At 71.4% G+C, this 20,165-nt stretch carries 18 protein-coding genes and 3 pseudogenes; 9 read left to right on the top strand and 12 right to left on the bottom strand.

Annotation, left to right across the window (positions count from 1 at the left end):
- The 4 genes and pseudogenes from aspA to ADK36_RS51330 form a co-directional block, all read left to right on the top strand.
- Positions 1-436 (top strand): annotated as a pseudogene (gene aspA, locus ADK36_RS35555) (aspartate ammonia-lyase); the annotation flags it as partial.
- Between the two features lie 51 nt (positions 437-487).
- Positions 488-1,429, top strand: a complete 942-nt coding sequence (locus ADK36_RS35550) for a glutaminase (protein WP_048585535.1) — start codon at positions 488-490, stop codon at positions 1,427-1,429.
- Positions 1,430-1,679: 250 nt separating this feature from the next.
- Positions 1,680-3,074: a polyprenol phosphomannose-dependent alpha 1,6 mannosyltransferase MptB gene (gene mptB, locus ADK36_RS35545; protein ID WP_053200505.1), complete on the top strand. Its 1,395-nt coding sequence runs from the start codon at positions 1,680-1,682 to the stop codon at positions 3,072-3,074.
- Positions 3,071-4,423, top strand: a complete 1,353-nt coding sequence (locus ADK36_RS51330) for a glycosyltransferase 87 family protein (RefSeq protein ID WP_053200503.1) — start codon at positions 3,071-3,073, stop codon at positions 4,421-4,423. The genes mptB and ADK36_RS51330 overlap by 4 nt, the downstream gene beginning before the upstream one ends.
- A gap of 80 nt (positions 4,424-4,503) precedes the next feature.
- On the opposite strand, the pseudogene ADK36_RS51325 reads toward ADK36_RS51330, so the two are convergent.
- The 4 genes and pseudogenes from ADK36_RS51325 to ADK36_RS35515 all read right to left on the bottom strand — a co-directional run.
- Positions 4,504-5,145 (bottom strand): annotated as a pseudogene (locus tag ADK36_RS51325) (D-alanyl-D-alanine carboxypeptidase family protein); the annotation flags it as partial.
- A gap of 288 nt (positions 5,146-5,433) precedes the next feature.
- Positions 5,434-6,570 (bottom strand): transcription termination factor Rho, encoded by a 1,137-nt coding sequence (gene rho / locus ADK36_RS35525; RefSeq protein WP_053200500.1) that lies wholly within the window; start codon positions 6,568-6,570, stop codon positions 5,434-5,436.
- A gap of 257 nt (positions 6,571-6,827) precedes the next feature.
- Complete coding sequence (locus tag ADK36_RS35520; protein ID WP_053200498.1) at positions 6,828-7,655, bottom strand: class I SAM-dependent methyltransferase; 828 nt, start codon at positions 7,653-7,655, stop codon at positions 6,828-6,830.
- Between the two features lie 157 nt (positions 7,656-7,812).
- Positions 7,813-8,211 carry a nuclear transport factor 2 family protein gene (locus tag ADK36_RS35515; RefSeq protein ID WP_053200496.1) on the bottom strand — a complete coding sequence of 133 codons (399 nt, stop codon included), beginning with the start codon at positions 8,209-8,211 and terminating at the stop codon, positions 7,813-7,815.
- Positions 8,212-8,281: 70 nt separating this feature from the next.
- Here ADK36_RS35515 and ADK36_RS35510 point away from each other — a divergent pair, with 70 nt between their 5' ends.
- Positions 8,282-8,839 carry a PadR family transcriptional regulator gene (locus ADK36_RS35510; RefSeq protein WP_048585527.1) on the top strand — a complete coding sequence of 186 codons (558 nt, stop codon included), beginning with the start codon at positions 8,282-8,284 and terminating at the stop codon, positions 8,837-8,839.
- Between the two features lie 5 nt (positions 8,840-8,844).
- Entirely contained in the window at positions 8,845-9,609 is a 765-nt protein-coding gene (locus tag ADK36_RS35505) for a class I SAM-dependent methyltransferase (protein ID WP_053200493.1), read from the top strand.
- On the opposite strand, the gene ADK36_RS35500 is transcribed toward ADK36_RS35505, so the two are convergent.
- From ADK36_RS35500 to ADK36_RS35490, 3 genes are all read right to left on the bottom strand, one after another.
- Positions 9,579-10,328: a GntR family transcriptional regulator gene (locus ADK36_RS35500; protein ID WP_053200492.1), complete on the bottom strand. Its 750-nt coding sequence runs from the start codon at positions 10,326-10,328 to the stop codon at positions 9,579-9,581. The two genes, ADK36_RS35505 and ADK36_RS35500, sit on opposite strands and share 31 nt — an antisense overlap.
- A gap of 130 nt (positions 10,329-10,458) precedes the next feature.
- Positions 10,459-11,625 (bottom strand): serine hydrolase domain-containing protein, encoded by a 1,167-nt coding sequence (locus tag ADK36_RS35495; protein WP_053200490.1) that lies wholly within the window; start codon positions 11,623-11,625, stop codon positions 10,459-10,461.
- 160 nt (positions 11,626-11,785) lie between these two features.
- Positions 11,786-12,754 (bottom strand): acetylxylan esterase, encoded by a 969-nt coding sequence (locus ADK36_RS35490; protein ID WP_048585523.1) that lies wholly within the window; start codon positions 12,752-12,754, stop codon positions 11,786-11,788.
- A 103-nt stretch (positions 12,755-12,857) separates the two neighbouring features.
- On the opposite strand from ADK36_RS35490, the gene ADK36_RS35485 reads away from it, so the two are divergent.
- A complete protein-coding gene (locus tag ADK36_RS35485; RefSeq protein WP_053200488.1) occupies positions 12,858-14,237 on the top strand; it encodes an 8-oxoguanine deaminase in 1,380 nt (459 codons plus the stop codon).
- Between the two features lie 184 nt (positions 14,238-14,421).
- On the opposite strand, the pseudogene ADK36_RS47080 reads toward ADK36_RS35485, so the two are convergent.
- Together ADK36_RS47080 and ADK36_RS35475 are read right to left on the bottom strand one after the other, a co-directional pair.
- A pseudogene (locus ADK36_RS47080) lies at positions 14,422-15,186 on the bottom strand (transposase); the annotation flags it as partial.
- Positions 15,187-15,204: 18 nt separating this feature from the next.
- Positions 15,205-15,981, bottom strand: coding sequence for an alpha/beta fold hydrolase (locus tag ADK36_RS35475; RefSeq protein WP_053200484.1), 777 nt, complete (start codon positions 15,979-15,981; stop codon positions 15,205-15,207).
- Positions 15,982-16,466: 485 nt separating this feature from the next.
- Between ADK36_RS35475 and ADK36_RS35470 the strand changes: the two genes are divergently transcribed.
- Positions 16,467-16,922: a VOC family protein gene (locus tag ADK36_RS35470; RefSeq protein ID WP_053200482.1), complete on the top strand. Its 456-nt coding sequence runs from the start codon at positions 16,467-16,469 to the stop codon at positions 16,920-16,922.
- A 62-nt stretch (positions 16,923-16,984) separates the two neighbouring features.
- On the opposite strand, the gene ADK36_RS35465 is transcribed toward ADK36_RS35470, so the two are convergent.
- The 3 genes from ADK36_RS35465 to ADK36_RS35455 all read right to left on the bottom strand — a co-directional run bounded on the left by ADK36_RS35465 (position 16,985) and on the right by ADK36_RS35455 (position 19,022).
- Positions 16,985-17,569, bottom strand: coding sequence for an Rv1733c family protein (locus tag ADK36_RS35465; protein ID WP_048585519.1), 585 nt, complete (start codon positions 17,567-17,569; stop codon positions 16,985-16,987).
- A gap of 78 nt (positions 17,570-17,647) precedes the next feature.
- The gene (locus ADK36_RS35460) at positions 17,648-18,415 is read right to left on the bottom strand and encodes a ferredoxin reductase (RefSeq protein ID WP_234330003.1); all 768 of its coding nucleotides are present in this window, start codon (positions 18,413-18,415) and stop codon (positions 17,648-17,650) included.
- Between the two features lies 1 nt (position 18,416).
- Positions 18,417-19,022 (bottom strand): sulfite oxidase-like oxidoreductase, encoded by a 606-nt coding sequence (locus ADK36_RS35455; RefSeq protein WP_053200480.1) that lies wholly within the window; start codon positions 19,020-19,022, stop codon positions 18,417-18,419.
- Between the two features lie 279 nt (positions 19,023-19,301).
- Between ADK36_RS35455 and ADK36_RS35450 the strand changes: the two genes are divergently transcribed.
- Positions 19,302-20,135: a putative protein N(5)-glutamine methyltransferase gene (locus ADK36_RS35450; RefSeq protein WP_053200478.1), complete on the top strand. Its 834-nt coding sequence runs from the start codon at positions 19,302-19,304 to the stop codon at positions 20,133-20,135.
- Positions 20,136-20,165 lie beyond the last annotated feature (30 nt).

The following is a 20,165-nucleotide window of genomic DNA, read 5'->3' as shown; positions in this document are numbered from 1 at the left end:
CAAGGTCAACCCGGTGATCCCCGAGGTCGTCAACCAGGTCGCCTTCGAGGTGATCGGCAACGACGTCGCCATCACCATGGCCGCCGAGGCCGGACAGCTCCAGCTCAACGCCTTCGAGCCGATCATCCTGCACTCCCTGTCGGAGTCGATCACGCACCTGCGCGCGGCCTGTCTGACGCTCGCCGGGCGCTGCGTGGACGGCATCACCGCCAACACCGAGGCGCTGCGCCGGACCGTGGAGAACTCCATCGGTCTGGTGACCGCCCTGAACCCGCACATCGGGTACACGGCGGCCACGGACATCGCCAAGGAGGCCCTCGCCAGCGGTAGGGGCGTCGCCGAACTCGTCCTGGAGAAGGGCCTGTTGCCCGCCGAGACCCTTACCGACCTGCTGCGGCCCGAGGTCGTGGCCGGCAGCGGCCAGGCCCTGGCCTGACCAGCCGGAACGCCTGTCCGGGATGCGCACCGGGACCGGCAGGGAGGCACAATGGTGATCATGGCAGCGTCAACGTCGTCACTGACCTTCCAGCCGATCCTGGAGCGCATCGCGGAGGAGATCGAGCGGACCCCCGGCCGCGGCCGGCCCGCCGACTACATCCCGGCGCTCGCGGCCTGCGACCCGCGCAGCTTCGGCATGGCCGTCGCGGACCTCGACGGCACGGTGTACGGCGTGGGGGACTGGCGCGAGCCGTTCTCCACGCAGTCCATCACCAAGGTCTTCACCCTCGCGCTCGACCTGGCCCGCGAGGGCGACGAACTCTGGGAGCACGTGGGCCGCGAGCCCTCCGGCAACCCCTTCAACTCCCTGATCCAGCTGGAGTACGAGAACGGCATCCCCCGCAACCCGTTCATCAACGCGGGCGCCCTCGTCGTCACCGACCGCCTCCAGACCCGTACCGGAGACGCGGCGGGGGAGTTGCTGGCCTTCCTCCGCGCCGAGAGCGGCAGCCCGACCCTGAACTTCGACGAGGACGTCGCCGCCTCCGAGTCCGCCCACGGTGACCGCAACGCCGCCCTCGCCCATTTCATGGCGTCCTACGGCAACATCGACAACCCCGTGCCCGTCCTGCTCGACCAGTACTTCCGGCAGTGCTCGATCAAGGCGTCCTGCGCCGATCTGGCCCTCGCCACCACCTTCCTGGCCCGCCACGGCGTCCGCTCCGACGGCAGCCGCCTCCTCACCCGCAGCCAGGCCAAACAAGTCAACGCGGTCATGCTGACCTGCGGCACGTACGACGCGGCAGGCGACTTCGCGTACCGGGTGGGCCTCCCCGGCAAGAGCGGCGTGGGCGGCGGAATCATCGCGGTGGTACCGGGCCGGTGCACGCTCTGCGTGTGGAGCCCCGGGCTGGACGAGCGCGGCAACTCGGTAGCAGGAGTGGCAGCACTGGACCGCTTCACGACGCTGACGGGCCTGTCGGTGTTCTGACAGAACTGCTTGACGGGGGACGCGCTCATGACCCCACGGGGCGCGGGGCTGTATCGATGTGCGGCTCCGCCGCGTGGGTGCGACAAGCCTCACCGGCCCGCAGCCTGCGACCTACTGGATGCGGCAGAGGAGTAGCGGCCTGCAACCGCCTCGCATTAGATCACCGGCCAGTCACACTCCGGCTTACCTCCGGAGGGTCCCGCGTCAACTCAAAGCCACCCGGCGTTGACACGCTGACCGAGTGTTGGCCATGGCTTTCCCCCTCGATCTCCGCCGCTGCCAGATCCTAGGTCTGGCCGGCACCGCCTTCCTCGCCCTGGGCGGTGAGACGGCCGGCGCCCTGCCGGTCCGGGAACTCCTGGCCCCCAGCTCGGTGCACGCCGCCCTGGGCCTGGTCGGCGTGTACTTCGGTGTCGTCCTGCTGATAGTGGCGTGGCTGCTGCTGGGGCGCCTCGTGCGCAGCGCCGACCCGCCGACCCCACGCGCCCTGCTGCTGGTGCTGGCCGTCTGGGCCACCCCGCTGCTGATCGCGCCGCCGCTGTTCAGCCGGGACGTGTACAGCTACCTGGCCCAGGGCGCCATGGTCGACGCGCACATCGACGTGTACGCGTACGGGCCGGCCCATCTGGGGGGCCCGCTCGCGGACGAGGTCGCCCCGCTGTGGCGACACACCGGGGCTCCGTACGGCCCGGTGTTCCTCGGTGTCGCCTCCGCCCTGTCCACCGTGACACGCGGCGAACTGCCCGCGGGGCTCCTCGGCATGCGCCTGATAGCGCTCCTCGGGGTGGCGCTGATGGCGGCCGCGCTGCCGCGCCTCGCCCGGCACAGCGGCGCCGATCCGGCCGCCGCGCTGTGGCTGGGCGCCCTGAACCCGCTCGTGCTGCTGCACCTGGTCGCGGGCGCCCACAACGACGCCATCATGCTCGGCCTGCTCGGCGCCGGACTGGTCGCGGCGCTCGGCCGGTGGCCGGTCCTGGGCGCCGTGCTCGTCACACTCGCCGCCCTCGTCAAGGCGCCCGCCGCACTCGGCCTCGCCGCGGTCGTGCTGCTCCAGATGCGGTCCGGGCACCGGCCGGCGAAGGCGGTGCTGACCACCACGGCCGCGTCCGCAGCCACCACGGTCGCCGCAACGGCCGTCGCGGGCACGGGATACGGCTGGATCGGCGCCCTGGACACCCCGGTCTCCCCGCAGAACTGGGCGCTCACCAGCCTGCTCGGCCGGGCCACCGCCTCGCTGCTGGACCAGGCCGGAAGCGATCTGGCGCCGCTGGCCGTCCCGGTGTGGCACGTCTTCGGCCTCGTGCTCACGGCGGTGCTCGTACTCCTCATATGGTGGCGCTGGCGTCCGCGCCCCGTGTACGCGCTCGGTCTGAGCCTGGCGGCCGTGGCCGCCTTCGGGCCGGCGATCCGCCCCTGGTACGCCCTGTGGGGCCTGTTCCTCATCGCCGCCGCCGCGCCCAGCACCTCGGTACGGCACCGGGTGGCGGCCCTGACGGGCGTGCTCGCGCTCGCCGTCCTGCCCAGCGGCGCCGCCGCGGACGCCGGCCAGCTGGTGCTGGCGGTCTCCGGGGGCGCGCTCGCCGTGGTCGTCCTGTGGCAGGCGCATCTCGCGGCGCAGGCCCCGGCATTGGAGCGCACCGCATGAGACTTCCCCGCACCGACCGCGGCCGGCTGGCCCTGGTCCTGGCCCTCGCCGCCGCCGTGACCGTCTTCACCGCGACCGTGCCGCTGCTGCGCGACTGGTTCGACCTGCGCGTCTACTACGGCACCGTCGACAGCTGGACGCACCACGGCGGCCGTATCTACGACTACCGGGTGCCCGGCACGACATACGGCTTCACGTACCCACCGTTCGCCGCCGTCGTGATGCTGCCCATGGCACTGGTGGATCTGCATGTCGCGATCGCGGTGACGCTGCTGCTCAACCTGGCGGCACTCGCCGTCGCGCTGCGCGTGCTGGCGGGACGGGCCTGGCACCGCCACGGCTGGTACGGCTGCGCCCTCGTCGCATGCGGGCTGGCCCTCTTCGAACCGCTGCGGGACACCTTCAGCTTCGGCCAGGTCAACATTCTGCTGCTGGCTCTGGTGCTCCTCGACTGCCGGTTGCTGGCGTCGGGCCGGAGCCGCTGGGCGGGTGTGGGCATCGGCCTCGCCGCGGCGATCAAGCTGACGCCGGCCGCGTTCATCGGCCTGCTGCTGGTGGCCCGGCGCTGGCGAGCCGCCGCCGTGGCGACGGCCGTCGCCGCCGGAGCGACGGCGCTGGCGGCCTGGGCGGCCCCCGACGCGTCCCGCTTCTACTGGACGCACGCGATGTGGGACACCACCCGGGTGGGCCGCCTCGACTACGTCTCCAACCAGTCGTTGCAGGGCATCCTGGCCCGGCTGGACGTGTCGAGCCGGGCGGTGTGGGCCGTCGTGGTGCTGCTGGTCCTGGGCGTCTGGGCGGCACGTACCCGGCGGGCGGTCGTCGCGGGCGACTGGACGGCGGCGTTCGCCCTCACCGGACTGACCGCCTGTCTGGTCAGCCCGATCACCTGGGTCCACCACCTGGTGTGGCTGCTGCCGTCCTTCGCCGTCCTCGTGCGCGCCGGGCGACTGCGGATCGCGGGCGCCCTGTACGCCGTGCTGTGCACCAGCGTGGTGTGGCTGTGGTTCGACGACGCGTCCGGCGTCGACGGCTTCCTCGGCAGCAACGCCTACGCCTGGATCACGCTCGGCCTGCTGCTGTGGCTGCCGGTCGGTCACCCCGGCGTCTACGGCTCGACCCTGCCGCGCGTCACCAGCGACACGGCACCGGCCCCCATCCCGGCGGCGCCCGCGATCGCGAAGGCCTCCGGCCAGCCGGCCGCGCCCTCGGGTTCCACCGCCGCGACCACTGGCACCTTCACGGGCCCGGGTCTCGGCTTGGCCCGCAAGGCGTCCAGCGACCCGACCGGTTCGACCCGTCCTGCCGCCCCGAACCCCCAGTCGAGCAGTTCGCCGGCCTCTTCGTAGACGGCGAACCCGCCCGCCCGGGGATTCATCACCGTGACGACCAGAGTGCGCTCACCCCGGCGGGCGGCGGCGATGAGTGTGTTGCCGGCATGGCTTGTGTAGCCGTTCTTGACGCCGATCAGGCCCGGGTACCGGTCCACGCCGTCCGCGCCGGTCAGCAGCCGATTGGTGTTCCGGATCTCGTACGACCAGCCGCCCCGGCCCGGGAACCTCGCCACCGCCGTGCCGCAGTACCGCGCGAACTCCGTGTTGCGCAGCCCCGCCCGGCCGAACACCGCCAGGTCGTACGCCGACGACACCTGGCCGGGTGTGTCGTAGCCGTCCGGCGACACCACGCGCGTGTCGAGGGCGCCCAGTGAACGCGCCTTGGCCTGCATGCGGGCGGCCGTGGAGCGCCAGCCGCCGTTGAGCGCGGCCAGTACCCGCACGGCGTCGTTGCCGGAACTGAGGAACACGCCGCGCCACAGATCGGCGACCTGGTACGTACGTCCCTCGGCGACCCCGACCAGACTGCTGCCGGGCCCGATCCCGGCGAGCTCCTCCTCCCGCACCGTGTGCCGGATGCCGCCGGGCAGGGTGGGCAGCACGGTGAGGGCGAACAGCGACTTCAGCGTGCTGGCGGGCGGCAGCCTCCGGTGCGCGTTGTACGCGGCGAGCACCTCTCCGGTGTCGGCGTCGGCCACCAGCCACGAGAGCGCGGAGACTCGTGGAACCCGGGGCATCTCGGCCGTGGGGCGCACATGCGGGCCGGACCGGTACAGCAGCGCGGGCTGCGGTGTCGTGGCCCGGTGCCCGCCGGGCGGGTCGGAGTCGTGCCCGGTGCGGGCGACCGCGGTGGCCGGTGCGAGCGCCAGCAGGCCGGCCGCGCAGAGCGCGCAGGTGGACGCGAGAGCCCGGGAGGTAAATCCGATCTTCATATCGTCAACGTAGGAACGGAGTCGCCGTACAGCGCGCTGCCCGGGCCGGTCGGGGTGCGCCTGCACCCGGACGGGCGATCCTTCCGTGACGTGTCACTCGCCCGGTAGTGTCGGCTGGATCCGGCGAAGGAACGTGGCGTTGTCGGGCGTCTCGCGCATCCGCTCCAGGAGCGTCTCCAGGTTGGACTGGCCGTCCCGGGTCTGCAGCACCCGGCGCAGGCCGCGGACCGCGGTCAACTCGGGCGGGGGCAGCAGGAGTTCCTCGCGACGGGTGCCGGACGGGTTGATGTCGACCGCGGGGAAGACGCGACGGGAGGCGAGGTCCCGGCTGAGCCGCAGCTCCATGTTCCCGGTGCTCTTGAGCTCCTCGAAGTAGAAGTCGTCGGCTCGTGAGCCGGTCTCCACCAGGGCCGTGGCGAGGATGGTGAGCGAACCGCCCTCCTCGGCCAGACGAGCGGCGCCGAAAAACCGCTTCGGCCCTTGCAGTGCGGCCGCGTCGACGCCGCCGCTCAGGGTGCGGCCACCGGACGCGGCCGCGTTGTTGTGTGCCCGGCACAGCCGGGTCAGGGAGTCGAGCAGGATGACGACGTCCTCGCCCGCCTCGACGAGCCGCTTGGCCCGTTCGATGACGAGCTCGGCGAGCGCGATGTGCTGCTTGGGCGCCCGGTCGAAGGTCGAGGCGTACACCTCGCCCCGCACCGAGCGCACCATGTCGGTGACTTCCTCGGGGCGCTCGTCGAGGAGCACCACCATCAGCCGGCACTCCGGGTGGTTGCCGGCGACGGCCGCCGCGATCTGCTGGAGCAGCACGGTCTTGCCGGTCTTGGGCGGGGCCACGATCAGGCCGCGCTGGCCCTTGCCGACGGGCGCGATCAGATCGGCGACCCGCCCGGTCAGGCCGGACGCCGGGTGTTCGAGACGGATGCGCTCACGCGGGTGAAGCGGCGTCAGCTCGCCGAACGCGCGCCGGTTGTTGCCCAGGGCGCGGCCGTTGACGCGGGCTACTTCGGTGAGAGCGCGCTGGGCGCCGCGTACGCCGTCGACGAGGTCGCCCTTGCGCAGGCCGTATCGGCGGATCACAGCGGGGGAGACGGACAGGTCGGAGGACGAGGGCAGCAGGTTCTCGGCGCGCAGGTGGCCCTTCCCGCTCGCGTCGATGTCGAGGACACCGGTGACGGCCCGGGCCGGGGCCTGCTGCTGGATTGGAGGGTGTTCGAGTGTGGTGGTCATGAGGGTCGGTCCTTTCACGGACGGAAGGCATGAGACATACGGAGGGGAGGGAGGATGTGCCGCGAACATCGGAAGAACTTCGGAAAGGCGGACAGAGCGCCTTCGCGCGGCGGAAACAGCACCTCGGATACGGCAGAACCAGTGCTCACGAGGTGATGAGGAGAAGCCGGTACGCCGACCGGCGAACTGAGGGAGAAACAGCACCGGCGCCTACGACCGGGCGTACACAAGTGCTAACGGGACGGTACCACGCTCTCTCAGCGCGTGGCGAGCATTCCGTACAGCAGGGGGATGCGCGGCTCGGGGAGTCGCCACCAGCCGGACGCCGTCCGCACCATCTGCGGCCAGCGCGGCCAGGGAAGCTCGTCGCTCTCCGTGAGGCGCCGGATGGTCAGCCCTGCTCCCGCCAACGCGTTGACGACCTCGCCTATTCCGTGCATCCACTCGTAGCTGTCCGTGGCGCCCTCGACGGCGGGTCCGTCGGTGTAGGTACGCGTCGCGTCCCGGTGCACGGCGCCGTCGCCGCCCAGGTAGTCGTGGCGCAGGAGCAGCTCGGGCCCCTCGCCCGGACCGGGCTTCGGACCGAGGGAGTTGAGCAGCGGATGGAACTCGACGATGTACAACCGCCCACCGGGACGCAGGAGTTGGGTCAGGACACCGGCCCATTGGTCGAGGTCGGGCAGATAGCACAGCGCGCCCTTGCCGGTGTACACCACGTCGAACTGCCGCCCGCCCAGGGCCTCCACGGCGTCGTACACATTGGCCTGTACATAGGTGACGTCGAGCCCGGCCTTCTCGGCGATCCCGTTCGCGGCGGCCACGGACGCCGCGGAGAAGTCCAGCCCGACGGCCCGTGCCCCGCGCCGCGCGAAGGCGATCGTCTCGGTGCCGAGATGGCACTGCAGATGGAGTACGTCGCGCCCGGCCAGCTCACCGAGGTCGTCCCACTCGAAGGAGGCGAACCAGCGGGCGGGATCGAGATCCTGGTCGAGCCCGTAGAAGCGGCTGGCGAGGTGGACGGGCGTGCGGGCGTCCCAGTTCGCCTGGTTGGCCTCCATCATCCGCGCGTGCTCGTCGGTGCTCATGAGGACATCCAACCGCGAACGGGCCGCGCGCGGCGGCAGGAATTCCGATCCCGGTTCGGCGGTGGGGTGAAAGCACCCCTACGGCCCTGGAGCCCCCGATCTTTCCCCCCGTGCTCCCGGCCCCGGCGCCGACGCCCCGAGCGGCCGGACGCGGCTGTCACGCCGAGCGCGCCTCCGCCTCCTTCGCGATCTGATCGAACCGTGCCCCCATCGCCTCGGCCAGAGCCTGCGCGCCGGACAGCGGACGGACCATGACCATGAAGTCGTCGATCAGCCCGTCCTCGTTGACCCGGAGGAAGTCGCAGCCGGTGATCTCCCGGTCGCCCACGCGCGCGGTGAAGACCAGCGCGTGATCGCGGCCGCCCGGGTCGTTGATCTCCCGCACATAGCTGAAGTCCTCGAAGACCCGCACCACACCGCGCAGGATCGCCGCCGTGATCGCCTTGCCGGGGTACGGCTTGAACACGACCGGGCTGGTGAAGACCACGTCCTCCGCCAGCAGGGCCTCCACGGCAGCGAGGTCGCCCGCCTCGACCGCCTCACGGAACGCGCGCATCGGATCACCTCGTATTCAATTAATTGAGTAGCTGCCGATGAGAATAATCACCTGCTGTTACCGTATCCACATGTCCCTCAAGTACGCCGTCCTCGCCGCCCTTCTGGAGGGCGAGGCCTCGGGCTACGAGCTGTCCAAGGCCTTCGACGTGTCGTTCGCCAACTTCTGGCCCGCGACCCCGCAGCAGCTCTACCGGGAGCTGGAGCGCCTGGCGCAGGACGGCCTCGTCGAGGCCCGGCTCGTGCAGCAGGAACGCCGGCCGAACAAGCGGATGTTCACCCTCACCGAGGCCGGCCGGGAGGACCTGCGCGCCTTCGCCGCCGAGCCGCCCCGGCGCCCCACCGCCGTCCGCGACGAACTCCTGATCAAGCTCCAGGCCATGGAGGACCCCGAGAGCACCCGGGCCCTGATCGAGGAGCGCACGGCGTGGGCACGCGGCAAACTCGACCGCTACGAACACGTCCGCGACCGCCTCCTCGACGGGCGCACCGAGGACGAGTTCCTGTGCGAGTCCGACCGCGTCGGACCGTACTTGACGCTGTTGCGCGGTATTTCCTTCGAGGAGGAGAACCTGCGCTGGTGCGAGCGTGTTCTCGCCGTCCTGGAACAGCGCGTCGCGGCGGGGTGACGCGGATGGTCAGCCCCGAAGGCCCCTCCCTGCGCGAACTCGCCGTCCAGGCACTGTCGTCCGTCGAGCGCGGATACGACCTGCTCGCCCCGAAGTTCGACCACACGCCGTTCCGTACGCCGGAGTCGGTACTCACCGCCGTCACGTCGGCGCTCGCCCGGACGGGCCCGTACGACGACGGCCTCGACCTGTGCTGCGGAACCGGCGCGGGTGTCGATGTGCTGGCCCGGGTGTGCCGGCGCAGCGTCACCGGCGTCGACTTCAGCGCCGGCATGCTCGACGTCGCCCGGCGGCAGGTGGAGGCAGGGGACACACGCGTCACGTGGGTGCGCGCGGACGCCCGTGCCCTGCCGTTCGCCCCCGCCTTCGACCTGGTGGTGAGCTTCGGAGCGTTCGGCCACTTCCTTCCCCGCGAGCTGCCGGGCCTGTTCGCCCAGGTCCGCTCCGTCCTGCGGCCCGGCGGTACCTTCGCCTTCCCTGTCGTGGCCCCGCCCCGTCCCACGTCCCCGGCCTACTGGGCGCTGCTCGGCTTCGACGCGGTGATGCGGGTGCGCAACACCCTGTGGCGGCCGCCCTTCGTCATGTACTACCGGGCCTTCCGGCTGGGAGAGGTGCGCGGCGAGCTGGCGCGCGCCGGCTTCGACGTGGAACTGCGGACCCTGCCCGAGTTCGGGCTGCGCGCGGATGGGAGCCCACGCGTGCGGATGGTGGTGGCCCGGCGGGCGCCGGTCGGGCGCGCTCAGACGGCCGCCGGCAGCGTGAACTCGTAGACCAAGGCGTCCTGCTGGGCGTCCATGACGAGGTCCGTGATCTCCAGCGGGCGGGCGTACTGGTCGTGCACGCGCCGGGTGACCCGTACCGAGGGCGTGGCCGGGAGCCGGGTGATGGTGTCCCGGTGGTGCAGGGCGAGGCCCGCCCGGCGCATCCAGTCGTAGGCGCGGCGCAGTTGGGGGGAGCCGGAGCCGGTGCCGTCGGCGCGGTCGCGGCAGCGGGCGAGCTCCGCCACCTCGGTGAGCGCCACCGCGGAGAACGACGTCACGGCCGTACGCCGGCCCTGTCCGTCGGCGCCCGCGGACTCGTAGCGGTGCACCAGGGTCGGCCGGTGCGGGGCGAGCCCCAGGGCCTCGGCGTGGTCCGGCGGGGGAGTCTCCCAGGTGACCGTCGCCCGGTCCACCGCGCCCGGGGCCGTGCAGCGGGAGCCGACCGGGAAGGTGAGGGCCGACGGGGTCTCGACCGGCGGACCGGACAGGGTGGCGTGACTGCCACGCCGGTCGGTGGTGACCAGGCCGCTGTGGCGCAGCACCTCCAGCGCCTGCCGTACGGTCTCCCGGCTGACGCCGAAGTGCCCTGCCAACTGCCTTTCCGCCGGAAGCCGTTCACCGGGCGGGATCGTTCCGTCGCGCAGCTCGCCGAGCAACTGGGTGGCGATCCTCCAGTACAGCGGCTGCGCTTCGGTGAGCGGGCGGTCGTGCGGGGTGGTGCGGACCATGCCGCGCCTCCTGTTGGTGACGTGTCGTAGCCGTGCGGGTTCGTTGCGCCACCAGATCCAAGCATTGGTCTAAACCAGAAGGGAAGACCGGTCTGTCACTTCGGCCGAAACGGCCCGCGTGGACCGGCCGTCACAGAGCGCCGTACAGGGCGTCGATCAGCGCCATCTTCCTCGGGTCGTCCGCGATATGAGGCCCCATCCGGTTCATCACATAGCCCAGCGACACCCCGGCCTCCGGATCGGCCAGACCGCACGAGCCGCCGAAGCCGTCGTGTCCGAAAGCCCGCGGGTTGGGGCCGTAGGAACCGTTCGACCCGCTCAGCCACAGGCCGAGCGCGGCTTCGGTGTCGTTGTCGAGCCCGGCCCCGAGCACCAGATCGCGGCAACTGCCCTGCCCCTCACGCACCCGCTCGGCCGCCTCGGCCGAAAGGAAGCGGTGGGCGTCGTACGACCCGCGGCCCGCGAAGATCCCGTACAGCGCCGCGACGGCCCGTGCCGTGCCGTGTCCGTTCGCGGCGGGGATCTCGGCGGCCCGCCACTCGGGCGAGTTGGCCTCCGCCGCACCCACGGCGGGGTTGGCCAGCGCGGCAAGGGCGGCGGGCGCCAACCGGCTGAAGACCGCCGCCTGTTCAGTGCTCGACGCGACCGGCGGCTGCACCAGCTCGGCCACCCGCCCGGCCTCCTTCTGCGGCAACCCGATCGCGAAGTCGATCCCGAGCGGCCCGGTCACCTCCCGCTCCAGGAACGCCCCGGGCAGCAGCCCCGACACCCGCCGTACGACCTCCCCGACCAGGAAGCCGTACGTGAACGCGTGATACCCGGACACCGTCCCCGGCGCCCACCACGGCTCCATCGCCGCGAGCCGCTGGGTCGTCAACTCCCAGTCGCAGAGCTGCTGAAGCGAGTGCGGCTCCCGCAGGCCGGACAGGCCGGCGCGGTGCGACAGCAGATGCCGTACGAGGATCTGTTCCTTGCCCGCGGCGGCGAACTCCGGCCAGTACGCGGCCACCGGCGAGTCCAGGTCGAGCAGGCCCTGGTCGGCGAGGAGGTGCGCGCACAGTGCGGTCGGTCCCTTGGTCGTCGACCACACGTTGACCAGCGTGTCGCGCTCCCACGGGCGGCTTTGCGCCGCGTCCGCCCAGCCGCCCCACAGGTCCACCACGGTCTCGCCGCCGACCGTGACCGCGACCGCGGCGCCCAGCTCCCCGCGCTCCCGGAAGTTGACCTCGAACGCCGTCCGCACCGCCGCGAACCGCGGATCGCAGTGCCCGTGCACCTGTGCCGCACGCTCCGTCATGGCCCCACCCCTTGTTGCCCACTTGTCGTCCGCCGCAGACCCGGGCCGCGACTGCGCGACCCGGGCTCCCTGAACGTACCGACTGGTCGGACTGGGTGGAAGGTATCGAACGCGCCGACCTCACCCGGAGAACAGCGCGCCTTCCGGCTTCCTGTGACGGTCAGGAGTGCGCGCGCAGCCAGTCCAGCTTGGCCGCCTCGTGGAAGGGGCCGCCGCCCTCGTGGTCGTTGAAGTCGTACACCTCGATGGCCTTCTCGTCATGGGCCCAGGCGTTGAAGGCCGCGTAGACGGTAGAGGGCGGGCAGGTCTGGTCCTCCAGGGCCGCCGAGAACAGGGCGGGCGCCCGGCCGCGGGACGCGAAGTGGACGCCGTCGAAGTACGACAGGGTGCGCAGGGCGTCCTCGGTGCGGCCGCGGTGCGTCTTGAGGTACAGGCCGATCTCGCGGTACGGGTGGCGGTCCGTGATGGTCGCCGCGCGCGGATAGTCGCACAGGAACGGCACGTCCGGCGCGATCGCCGTCAGGTCCGGCACCAGGCCGCCGACCGCGATCGTGATGCCGCCGCCCTGGCTCGCGCCCAGCGCGACCGTGCGGGTGGCGTCGGTCAGCGGGTGCGAGCGCGCGGCCTCGACGGCACGCACCGCGTCCGTGAACACCCGGCGGTAGTAGTAGTTCTCGGGCGCGTCGATGCCCCGCGTCATGAAACCGGGGAACGCCGGCGCGGAACCCACCGGGTCCGGCGTCCCGCCACCGGCACCCCAGGCGCTGCCCTGGCCGCGCGTGTCCATCATGAAGTGCGCCCGGCCCGAGGAGGCCCACAACAGGTTCTCGTGCGGCAGACCGCGCCCGCCGCCGTACCCGATGAACTCCACGACCAGCGGCAACGGCTCCGTGGCCCCGGTCGGCAGCCGCAGCCAGCCCTTCACCGGGTGACCGCCGAAACCGGCGAACGTCACGTCGTAGACCTGCACCGTGGACAGCCCCGTGTCGACCGGTTCGAACCGGGCGTCCAGGTCGTGTCCGCGTGCCTCCTCAAGGGTCTTGGACCAGAACGAGTCGAAGTCCTCGGGCTCGACGGACTCGCTGCGGTACTCGCGCAGTTCGTCGAGCGGAAGGTCGAACAGGGCCATCAAGGACCGCCTTTGCGAAGAGTGACTGCGGATGATCACACCGTACGTGAGAGGTCGGAGGACTCGCCAGATCTTTCGTGGGTCGAGCACCTACGATGACGCCATGACGTCTGTCGTCGATGCGCCGGTGAGGACTGCGGATCTGCTGGTCAGGGACGCCGCACTGCTTGTCGTGGACGGAGGGCGCGAGATCCCCGGCGGCTGGCTGGCCGTCACCGGTGGTCGGGTCACCGGAGTCGGTGCCGCCGAGAGCGAGCCGGAGGCCCGCCAGACCGTCTCGGCGGCCGGACGTCTCGTCACCCCGGGCCTGGTCAACACGCACCATCACATCTACCAGAACCTCACCCGCTCCTACGCGCCCGCCGTGAACGGCTCCCTGTTCGACTGGCTGACCACCCTCTACCCGCTCTGGGCCGGCCTCGACGAAGAGGCCGCGTACGTGTCGGCGTACGTCGGCATGGCCGAACTGCTCATGGGCGGCTGCACCACCTCGTCCGACCACCTCTACGTCCACCCCCGCCCCCGCCTCGTCGACGCCGAGATCCGCGCCGCCCGTGACATCGGTTTCCGCTTCCACGCCACCCGCGGCTCGATGACCCGCTCCGTCGACGACGGAGGGCTGCCGCCGAGGAGCGTCACCCAGACCGAGGACGAGGTGCTGGCCGACAGCGAGCGCCTGATCAGGACGTACCACGACCCCGAACCGGGCGCCCTGGTGCGCGTCGCGCTCGCGCCCTGCTCGCCGTTCTCGGTCACCAAGTCACTGATGACCGCCACCGCCGAACTCGCCGAGCGCCACGACGTACGGCTGCACACGCACCTCGCCGAGGACCACGACGAGGACGCCTACTGCCTGGAGACCTACGGCTGCCGTCCCGTCGAGTACTTCGAGGAGACCGGGTGGATGAGCGACCGAAGCTGGGTCGCCCACTGCATCTACCCGAACGACGCCGAGCTGCGCCGCCTCGCGGACGCGGGCGTCGGCGTGGCGCACTGCCCCAGCTCCAACATGCTCATCGGCGGCGGTACCGCGCGCGTGAAGGAGATGCGCGAACTGGGTCTGCCCGTCGGCATCGGCTGCGACGGCTCGGCCTCCACGGACCACGCCTCCCTCTGGATGGAGACCCGGGCGGCACTGCTGCTGGGCCGCTACCGCGGCGGCCCCGGCGCGATGACCGCCCGCGACGCCCTCGACATCGCTACCCGTGGCTCGGCGCGCTGTCTGGGCCGGTCCGACGAGCTGGGCCATCTGCGGCCCGGCGCCTGCGCCGACCTGGTCGTCTGGGACCTGCACGAGGTCGCCCTCGCCGGCGCGGTCAGCGACCCCGTGGAGGCCTGGCTGCGCTGCGGGCCCGCCCGGGCCTGGACCACCGTGGTCGGCGGTCGCATCCTGGTGGACCGCGGCGAGCCTCGCCTGGCCGGGCTGGTGGACGCCCTGCGGACGCACGACCGGATCGCACGCCGTATGCAGCGGGCTGCTTAGGGGTTTAGGGGCTTAGGGGCTTAGGGGCTGAAGGGCTTAGCCTCCCCGTTTCGGTTGGGTCGGCGAGCTGGGCTGACTGTGGAGGGTCATGGCTGTCGGCGGGTGGTCATGGCTGGAGGCCCGGCGCTCGGGTCGGGTGCTCCGGGTTCCTCGGGTCGTGGGTGGGCAGAGGCAGCGCCGTTGGTCAGGTGGCCGGCCTCGGCAGGGCCGCGAGGCAGGTGAAAGCGTTCGCCAGCTCATGTCGCCAGGGCCAGCTGGCGGCGATCTGCAGGTGGAGGCGGGGCCTCCGCGGGGCATGCGGGCGGCTGCGTGCAGCAGCCGGCAGCGGAGCTTCTTCGGCTCGGCGGAGGCCAACTCGCCGTCCAGCAGTAGGGCCTGGGCCCAGGCGAGCAGATCGACGGCGGTCAGGGACAGCTCCAGCCAGGCGGCGTTGATCTGGAAGTGGCGGGAGGGGAAGCGTCCGAAGCCAGTGGTCTTGCCGCAGCGGATGCGGTCCTCGACGCGGGCGTGCGCCCTGTGGCGGACCTCCAGATGCTGCAGGGAGCCTGGAGCCTTCGTCGTGCGAGGACAACTGGGCGCCGGGGTGAGGGCGCTCGCGCCGGACGATGATCCGGGTGCCGTCCGGGTGCTCCGCTAGGTCCGGCATGCCGGTCAGTTCTGCCACTTCAGCGCCGGTCCGCAGGGTGCCGTCCTGCTCCAGCGCAGGGTGCCACAGGTGGTCGGGCACGGCCTGGATTGCGCGGCGGATCGGATCGGTGACGGCGTGTCCGACGGAGAAGGAGGTGTCGATACCCCGCTCGCGCACTGCCCGGACGTGGGCGAGGAAGACTTTCGCGCCTCCGGCGCTGTCCGCGCGGATGAGGATGTCGGTGCCGTGGCGGTCGGCGTCGGGGATCTGGGCCAAGGCCGCATCCAGGACGGCGATGTGGTTCGGCATCCGGCCGCCGCCGCAAGCGAAAGGCGGTGACTAGCGGCCGAGGAATCTTTCGACCACTGTCGCCAGGGCCTGTGGGCTCTCATCCGGGGCGAAGTGGCCGGCGTCGTTGAAGACCTCGAGCTCGGCGTTCGGATACCACTTCAGCCAGGTGGACCGCATGGTGTCAGGGCCCATCGCCGGGTCGTTTGCACCAGCCACGACAAGCACCGGGGTCGGATTACCCTCCAGCCGCCCGTGGATGTCGGAGCCGCGAGTCCAGGATTCGAGGTACGAGCGCAGGGCAGCCGACGAGCAGCGTTCCGAGCCGCTCACCCTGGCATCCAGCCATGCATCGTCGTGCCGACTGCCGGTGGTGACGTCAAAGATCGTCCTGCGGTTGCCGGAATCCTCCACGGCCCCGACGAACAGCTCCCACATCTCCCCTTCGAGCGGGAACCCGGACGCGGGTACCGGCGAGATGCCGACGATCGAGTGGACTCGCGAGGGGGCGTCCAGCAACATCAGCTGGGCCGCCTTGCCGCCCATGGAGTGACCGATGACCGAGAAGGTGTTCCAGCCGAGGTCGTCGGCCACGGCGAGGGCGTCCGCCGCGATCTCCTCCATCGTGTACGTGCCGGGGGTGCCCATCGCCTCGCCGTACCCGCGGCAGTCCACGAACGCGTAACTGAACGCGCTCCCGTCCAGGTACCGCCGCAGATGGCCGAAACTCGACCTGTCGCTGAGCCAGTGGTGGAGTGCGAGGACCCGCTCCGGACCGTTGCCCTGTACCTCATACGGAATTACGTGTCCTGCTACCTGGCCTGTCACAGTGCTGGGTCTCCCCCTCCGGGCCGGGCCCGGAATCCCGTCGGCTCGAGGATTCGCTCCAACGGCGTAGCAGCGCGAGCGGGCGACCGAAGGCGTCGCAGGCCAGATGAATCTTGCCGGTCAGGCCACACGGCCAGGTCGGTGGCGATCCGTCCCGGATCATGAGAGCGGTGGAGTAGGCGGCGGTCAGCCAAGTGGCATCGCGGCGAGATCCGCCGGCAACCGTGCGCCGGCATGACCGACACCCTCGAATCATCGGCACTGACATAGACCTTGGGACGTAACCCGATACCCTGCACGAAGAAAGTGCCCTCCGCCTGCACGGACAGAACCCCTCAACAAGGTTCATCGCGCCAGGTCAGGAAAGAAACTTTCGCGTTTCCGCCTCGACAGCCGCCACACCCAACCGAAACGGCGAGGTTAGGGGCTTAGGGGCCTGTTGCGAGAGTGGATCGTCTGTCAGACCCGCCTGGGATGCTCCGAGCATGGAGATGACAGTGCAGCTGACGGTCGACTGCTCCGATCCGCAGAGAATGGTGACTTTCTGGGCCAAGGCCCTGGGCTACGTGCCTGAGCCTCCGCCGGGCGGGCATGCCACGTGGCGTGCTTACTGGGCGGCGGTGGGGGTGCCCGAAGCGGAGTTGCCGGCCGGTGCGGGGGATATTCCGGAGTCGATCATCGATCCCGTGGGACGTGGACCGAGGGTGTGGTTCCAGCAGGTTCCGGAGGCGAAGGTCGCCAAGAACCGGTGGCACTTCGACCTGAAGGTCGGTGGGGGCCGTGACGTCCCACTGGACGTCCGCACACAGCGGGTCAAGGCCACGGTGGAGCGGCTGGTCAAGGCTGGTGCCACCGTGCTGCGGATCAAGGACGAGCCGGACATGGGGCTCTACGCCGCCGCCATGCAGGACCCCGAGGGCAACGAATTCGACGTCGTCTGAGGGCCGTTGTGACGGTGCTGGTCACAGCCACCCGTTCACGGCTGCGACCAGCCGCCACGGGGTCACGCCCGACGACCCGTCCACTCCGGCTCCGTCGCGGCCCACTCCTGTTCCCATTCGGCAAGGCGACGACGCATCGCGGTACGGCGTACGACCGCGTGGCCGAGGAGGATCACGGCGACGGCGCCGGCCGTGGCACAGACGCCGAGGGTGACGGTGTGCAGCCGGATCGCCATGCTGTCCGGAGGCGGGGCCACACTTCGGCCCCGGGAGTCCAGCCACACGTCGACCATGTCGCCGTTGCGCGTGCCGGCCGGGACACGCGCCGTGGCCGTACGCGGATCGCCATCCGGCTCCGTCCAGCGGACGGTCGTCCTGGCGGACGGCTGCCGTCCGCCGTGAGCCACCGGAAGCGCTTCGGAGGTTCGGCCGATGACCTCGGCCCGGATGTGCCGGCGATCGGCGCGCTGTTCCCGTGCCGTGGCCCGGGCGCTGCCGTCGGCCCACCAGGCCGTGAGCCCTCCGACCAGGGGTGCCATCACGAGGAGCAGGACGATCACGGCCCATAACGTCCGTGCCTCGACGACATCAGACCGGCGCCGCAGCGGACTGCGCCGCAGACGCCGGCCACGCACCAGGTATCGCATGGCGTCCAGGTACCCCGTACACCGGACAACGTTCCTGACGATCCCGGACGAAACGCGGCCCCCGCGCCGGAGCGCCGGTCAGCCGAAGCGTTCGATCCTGATGCGGTCCACGGGCTGACCCGCCGCCACGAGCAGCCGGGAGGCGTGTTCGGCGAACCCGTTGGAGCCGCACACATAGGCCTCCCACCCACCAGTCGGCTGCTCGGCCAGGAGCGGCGCCACATGTGCGGCGGCCATACGTCCCACGGGCACACCCTCCGGCGCACTTCGTGTGAACACGGGCGTCGTCTCGGTGCCGTACTCCCGCGCGTAGATCAGTTCCTCGGGGCTGCGCGCCGACACGAGAAGCCGCAGCGGCACGTCGAGGCCCCGAGCCTTGTGGTGGCGCACCATCGACATCAGCGGTACGACGCCGGAGCCGGCGCCGACCAGCAGCGCGGGCCGGTCGCCGGGCCAGGCGAAGAAACCGCTGAGCGGGCCGCGCACCTCAACGGTGTCACCGGGCTCGGCCACCGAGTGGAACCAGCCGGAGACCTCACCGCCCTCGACATGGTCCAGGGTCAGCTCGATGTGCCCGGAGTCGTCCGGCGCGGACGCGATCGAGTAGTGGCGCTGGGCCACATAACCGTCCCCTGCCGTCAGCCGCAGCATCAGGTGCTGGCCGGGCAGATGTCCCGCCCAGGCGGGCACCGCGAGGCGGAAGGTGGCGGCGTGCGGCGTCTCCTGGCGGATCTCGGTGATCGTGGCGGTCTGCCACACCGCCGCGGCCCGGTTGCTGACGGCGATCCGCCCGGGCACGGCGAACCGGGTCGCGGGAGTGAACGTCCCAGTCTCGGTCACAGTCACGTCAGTCACCGGAGTACCGCTGCTCCTCCCAGGGGTTGCCGCGGGCGTGGTAGCCGTTCTGTTCCCAGAACCCCGGCTCGTCGCGGTCGAGGATCCGCAGGCCGGCGATCCACTTGGCGCTCTTCCAGAAGTACAGGTGCGGCACCAGCAGCCGTGCCGGGCCACCGTGCTCCGGGGCGAGCGGCTTGCCGTCGTACTCCCAGGCGATCCAGGCCCGTCCGCCGGTCAGGTCGGCGAGCGGCAGGTTGGTGGTGTACCCGGTGTGCGAATAGGCGACGGCATGTGTGGCGGACACATGGGGCCGGACCACATCCAGGAAGGCGTCCAGCGACACGCCCCCGAACCGCACTCCGAACTTCGACCAGCTCGTCACACAGTGGATGTCGCCTTCGTACACCGACGCCGGCAGCTCGTGCGCCTGCTCCCAGCTCCAGCTGCGCGGCTCCTCGACCAGGCCGTCGACACGGAAAGTCCACTCGGCAGGCGTCAGCTCGGGTGTGACCTCGGCGGACAGGACGGGCCAGTCGTCGCCGGCGTCGTACTGGCCGGGCGGCAGCGCGGCGTTCTGGACGCGTGGGCGCCCGGTGAAGCCTCGGGTGACGTTCATACGAGTGGTGCCTCCAGGCCGCCGTCGGCGACGGCCCGCGGGTCGAGCGTGATCAGTGCTTGTTCATTCAACCGTACGCGCTCCGGTGTCCCGCCCTGCCCCGGGTCGATTGGGGTAGGGTTGCCGTCCGGTCGGGGCAGTCCCGACCGTGCGGAGTCCAGGAGGTGAGACCCATTACTGCTGTGTCAGGTCGGGTGCTCTCACCTCGAGTCGGCGCGGGTCACCGCCAGTAGGCGACCGCGAGAGCACCCTTCGGCTTCCGAAAGGCTCTCGGCTTCCATGCCCTCTCTCTCCCCTTTCTCTTCCTCCTCTTCCTCGTCTTCCTCCCCCTCGCCACTCTCGCGCGACGCCGTCGTGTCCGCGCTTCGTGCCGCCGGCTGTGTCTTCGCCGAGGACGAGGCCCGGTTGATCCTGGACGCCGCCGACACCCCGGACGAGCTGGCCGCCATGGTGGACCGGCGCGTCACCGGCCTGCCGCTCGAACTCGTCCTCGGCTGGGCCGAGTTCAGCGGCCTGCGCATAGTCGTGGAACCCGGCGTCTTCGTGCCCCGCCGCCGTACCGAGTTCCTGGTCGAGCAGGCCCTCGCCCACGCCCCGGACGCGTCCGTGGTCGTGGACCTGTGCTGCGGCTCGGGCGCGGTCGGTGCGGCACTGGCCGCATCCCTCGGCCGCGTCGAGCTGCACTCCGCCGACATCGATCCGGCAGCCGTGCGCTGCGCCCGCCGTAATGTGGCCCCCTATGGCGGTCACGTGCACGAGGGCGACCTGTTCGGGGCGCTGCCCGACAGGCTGCGCGGCCGCGTCGGCATCCTCGCGGCGAACGTGCCGTACGTGCCCAGTGACGAAGTCGGGCTCCTGCCCGCAGAGGCGCGCGACCACGAGCCGCGCGTCGCCCTCGACGGTGGGCCCGACGGGCTCGACGTCCTGCGTAGGGTCGCCGCCGAGGCTCCCCGGTGGCTGGCCCCCGGTGGCTGTCTGCTGGTCGAGACGAGCGAACGCCAGGCGGCGACGGCCCTGGATGCCTTCACCCGCAGCGGGCTGGCGGCGCGTCTGCTCGTCTCCGAGGAGCTCTACGCGAATGTCGTGATCGGCCTCGACCCGGCCGGAGGCTGAGCGGGAGGTCAGGCCGGACTGCCAGGCAGG

This window comes from Streptomyces viridochromogenes (genome assembly GCF_001270495.1).
GTDB classification, from domain to species: domain Bacteria; phylum Actinomycetota; class Actinomycetes; order Streptomycetales; family Streptomycetaceae; genus Streptomyces; species Streptomyces viridochromogenes_A.
The sequence above is the reverse complement of the archived record's forward strand: the minus strand, read 5'-3'. Positions and strand labels throughout refer to the sequence as shown.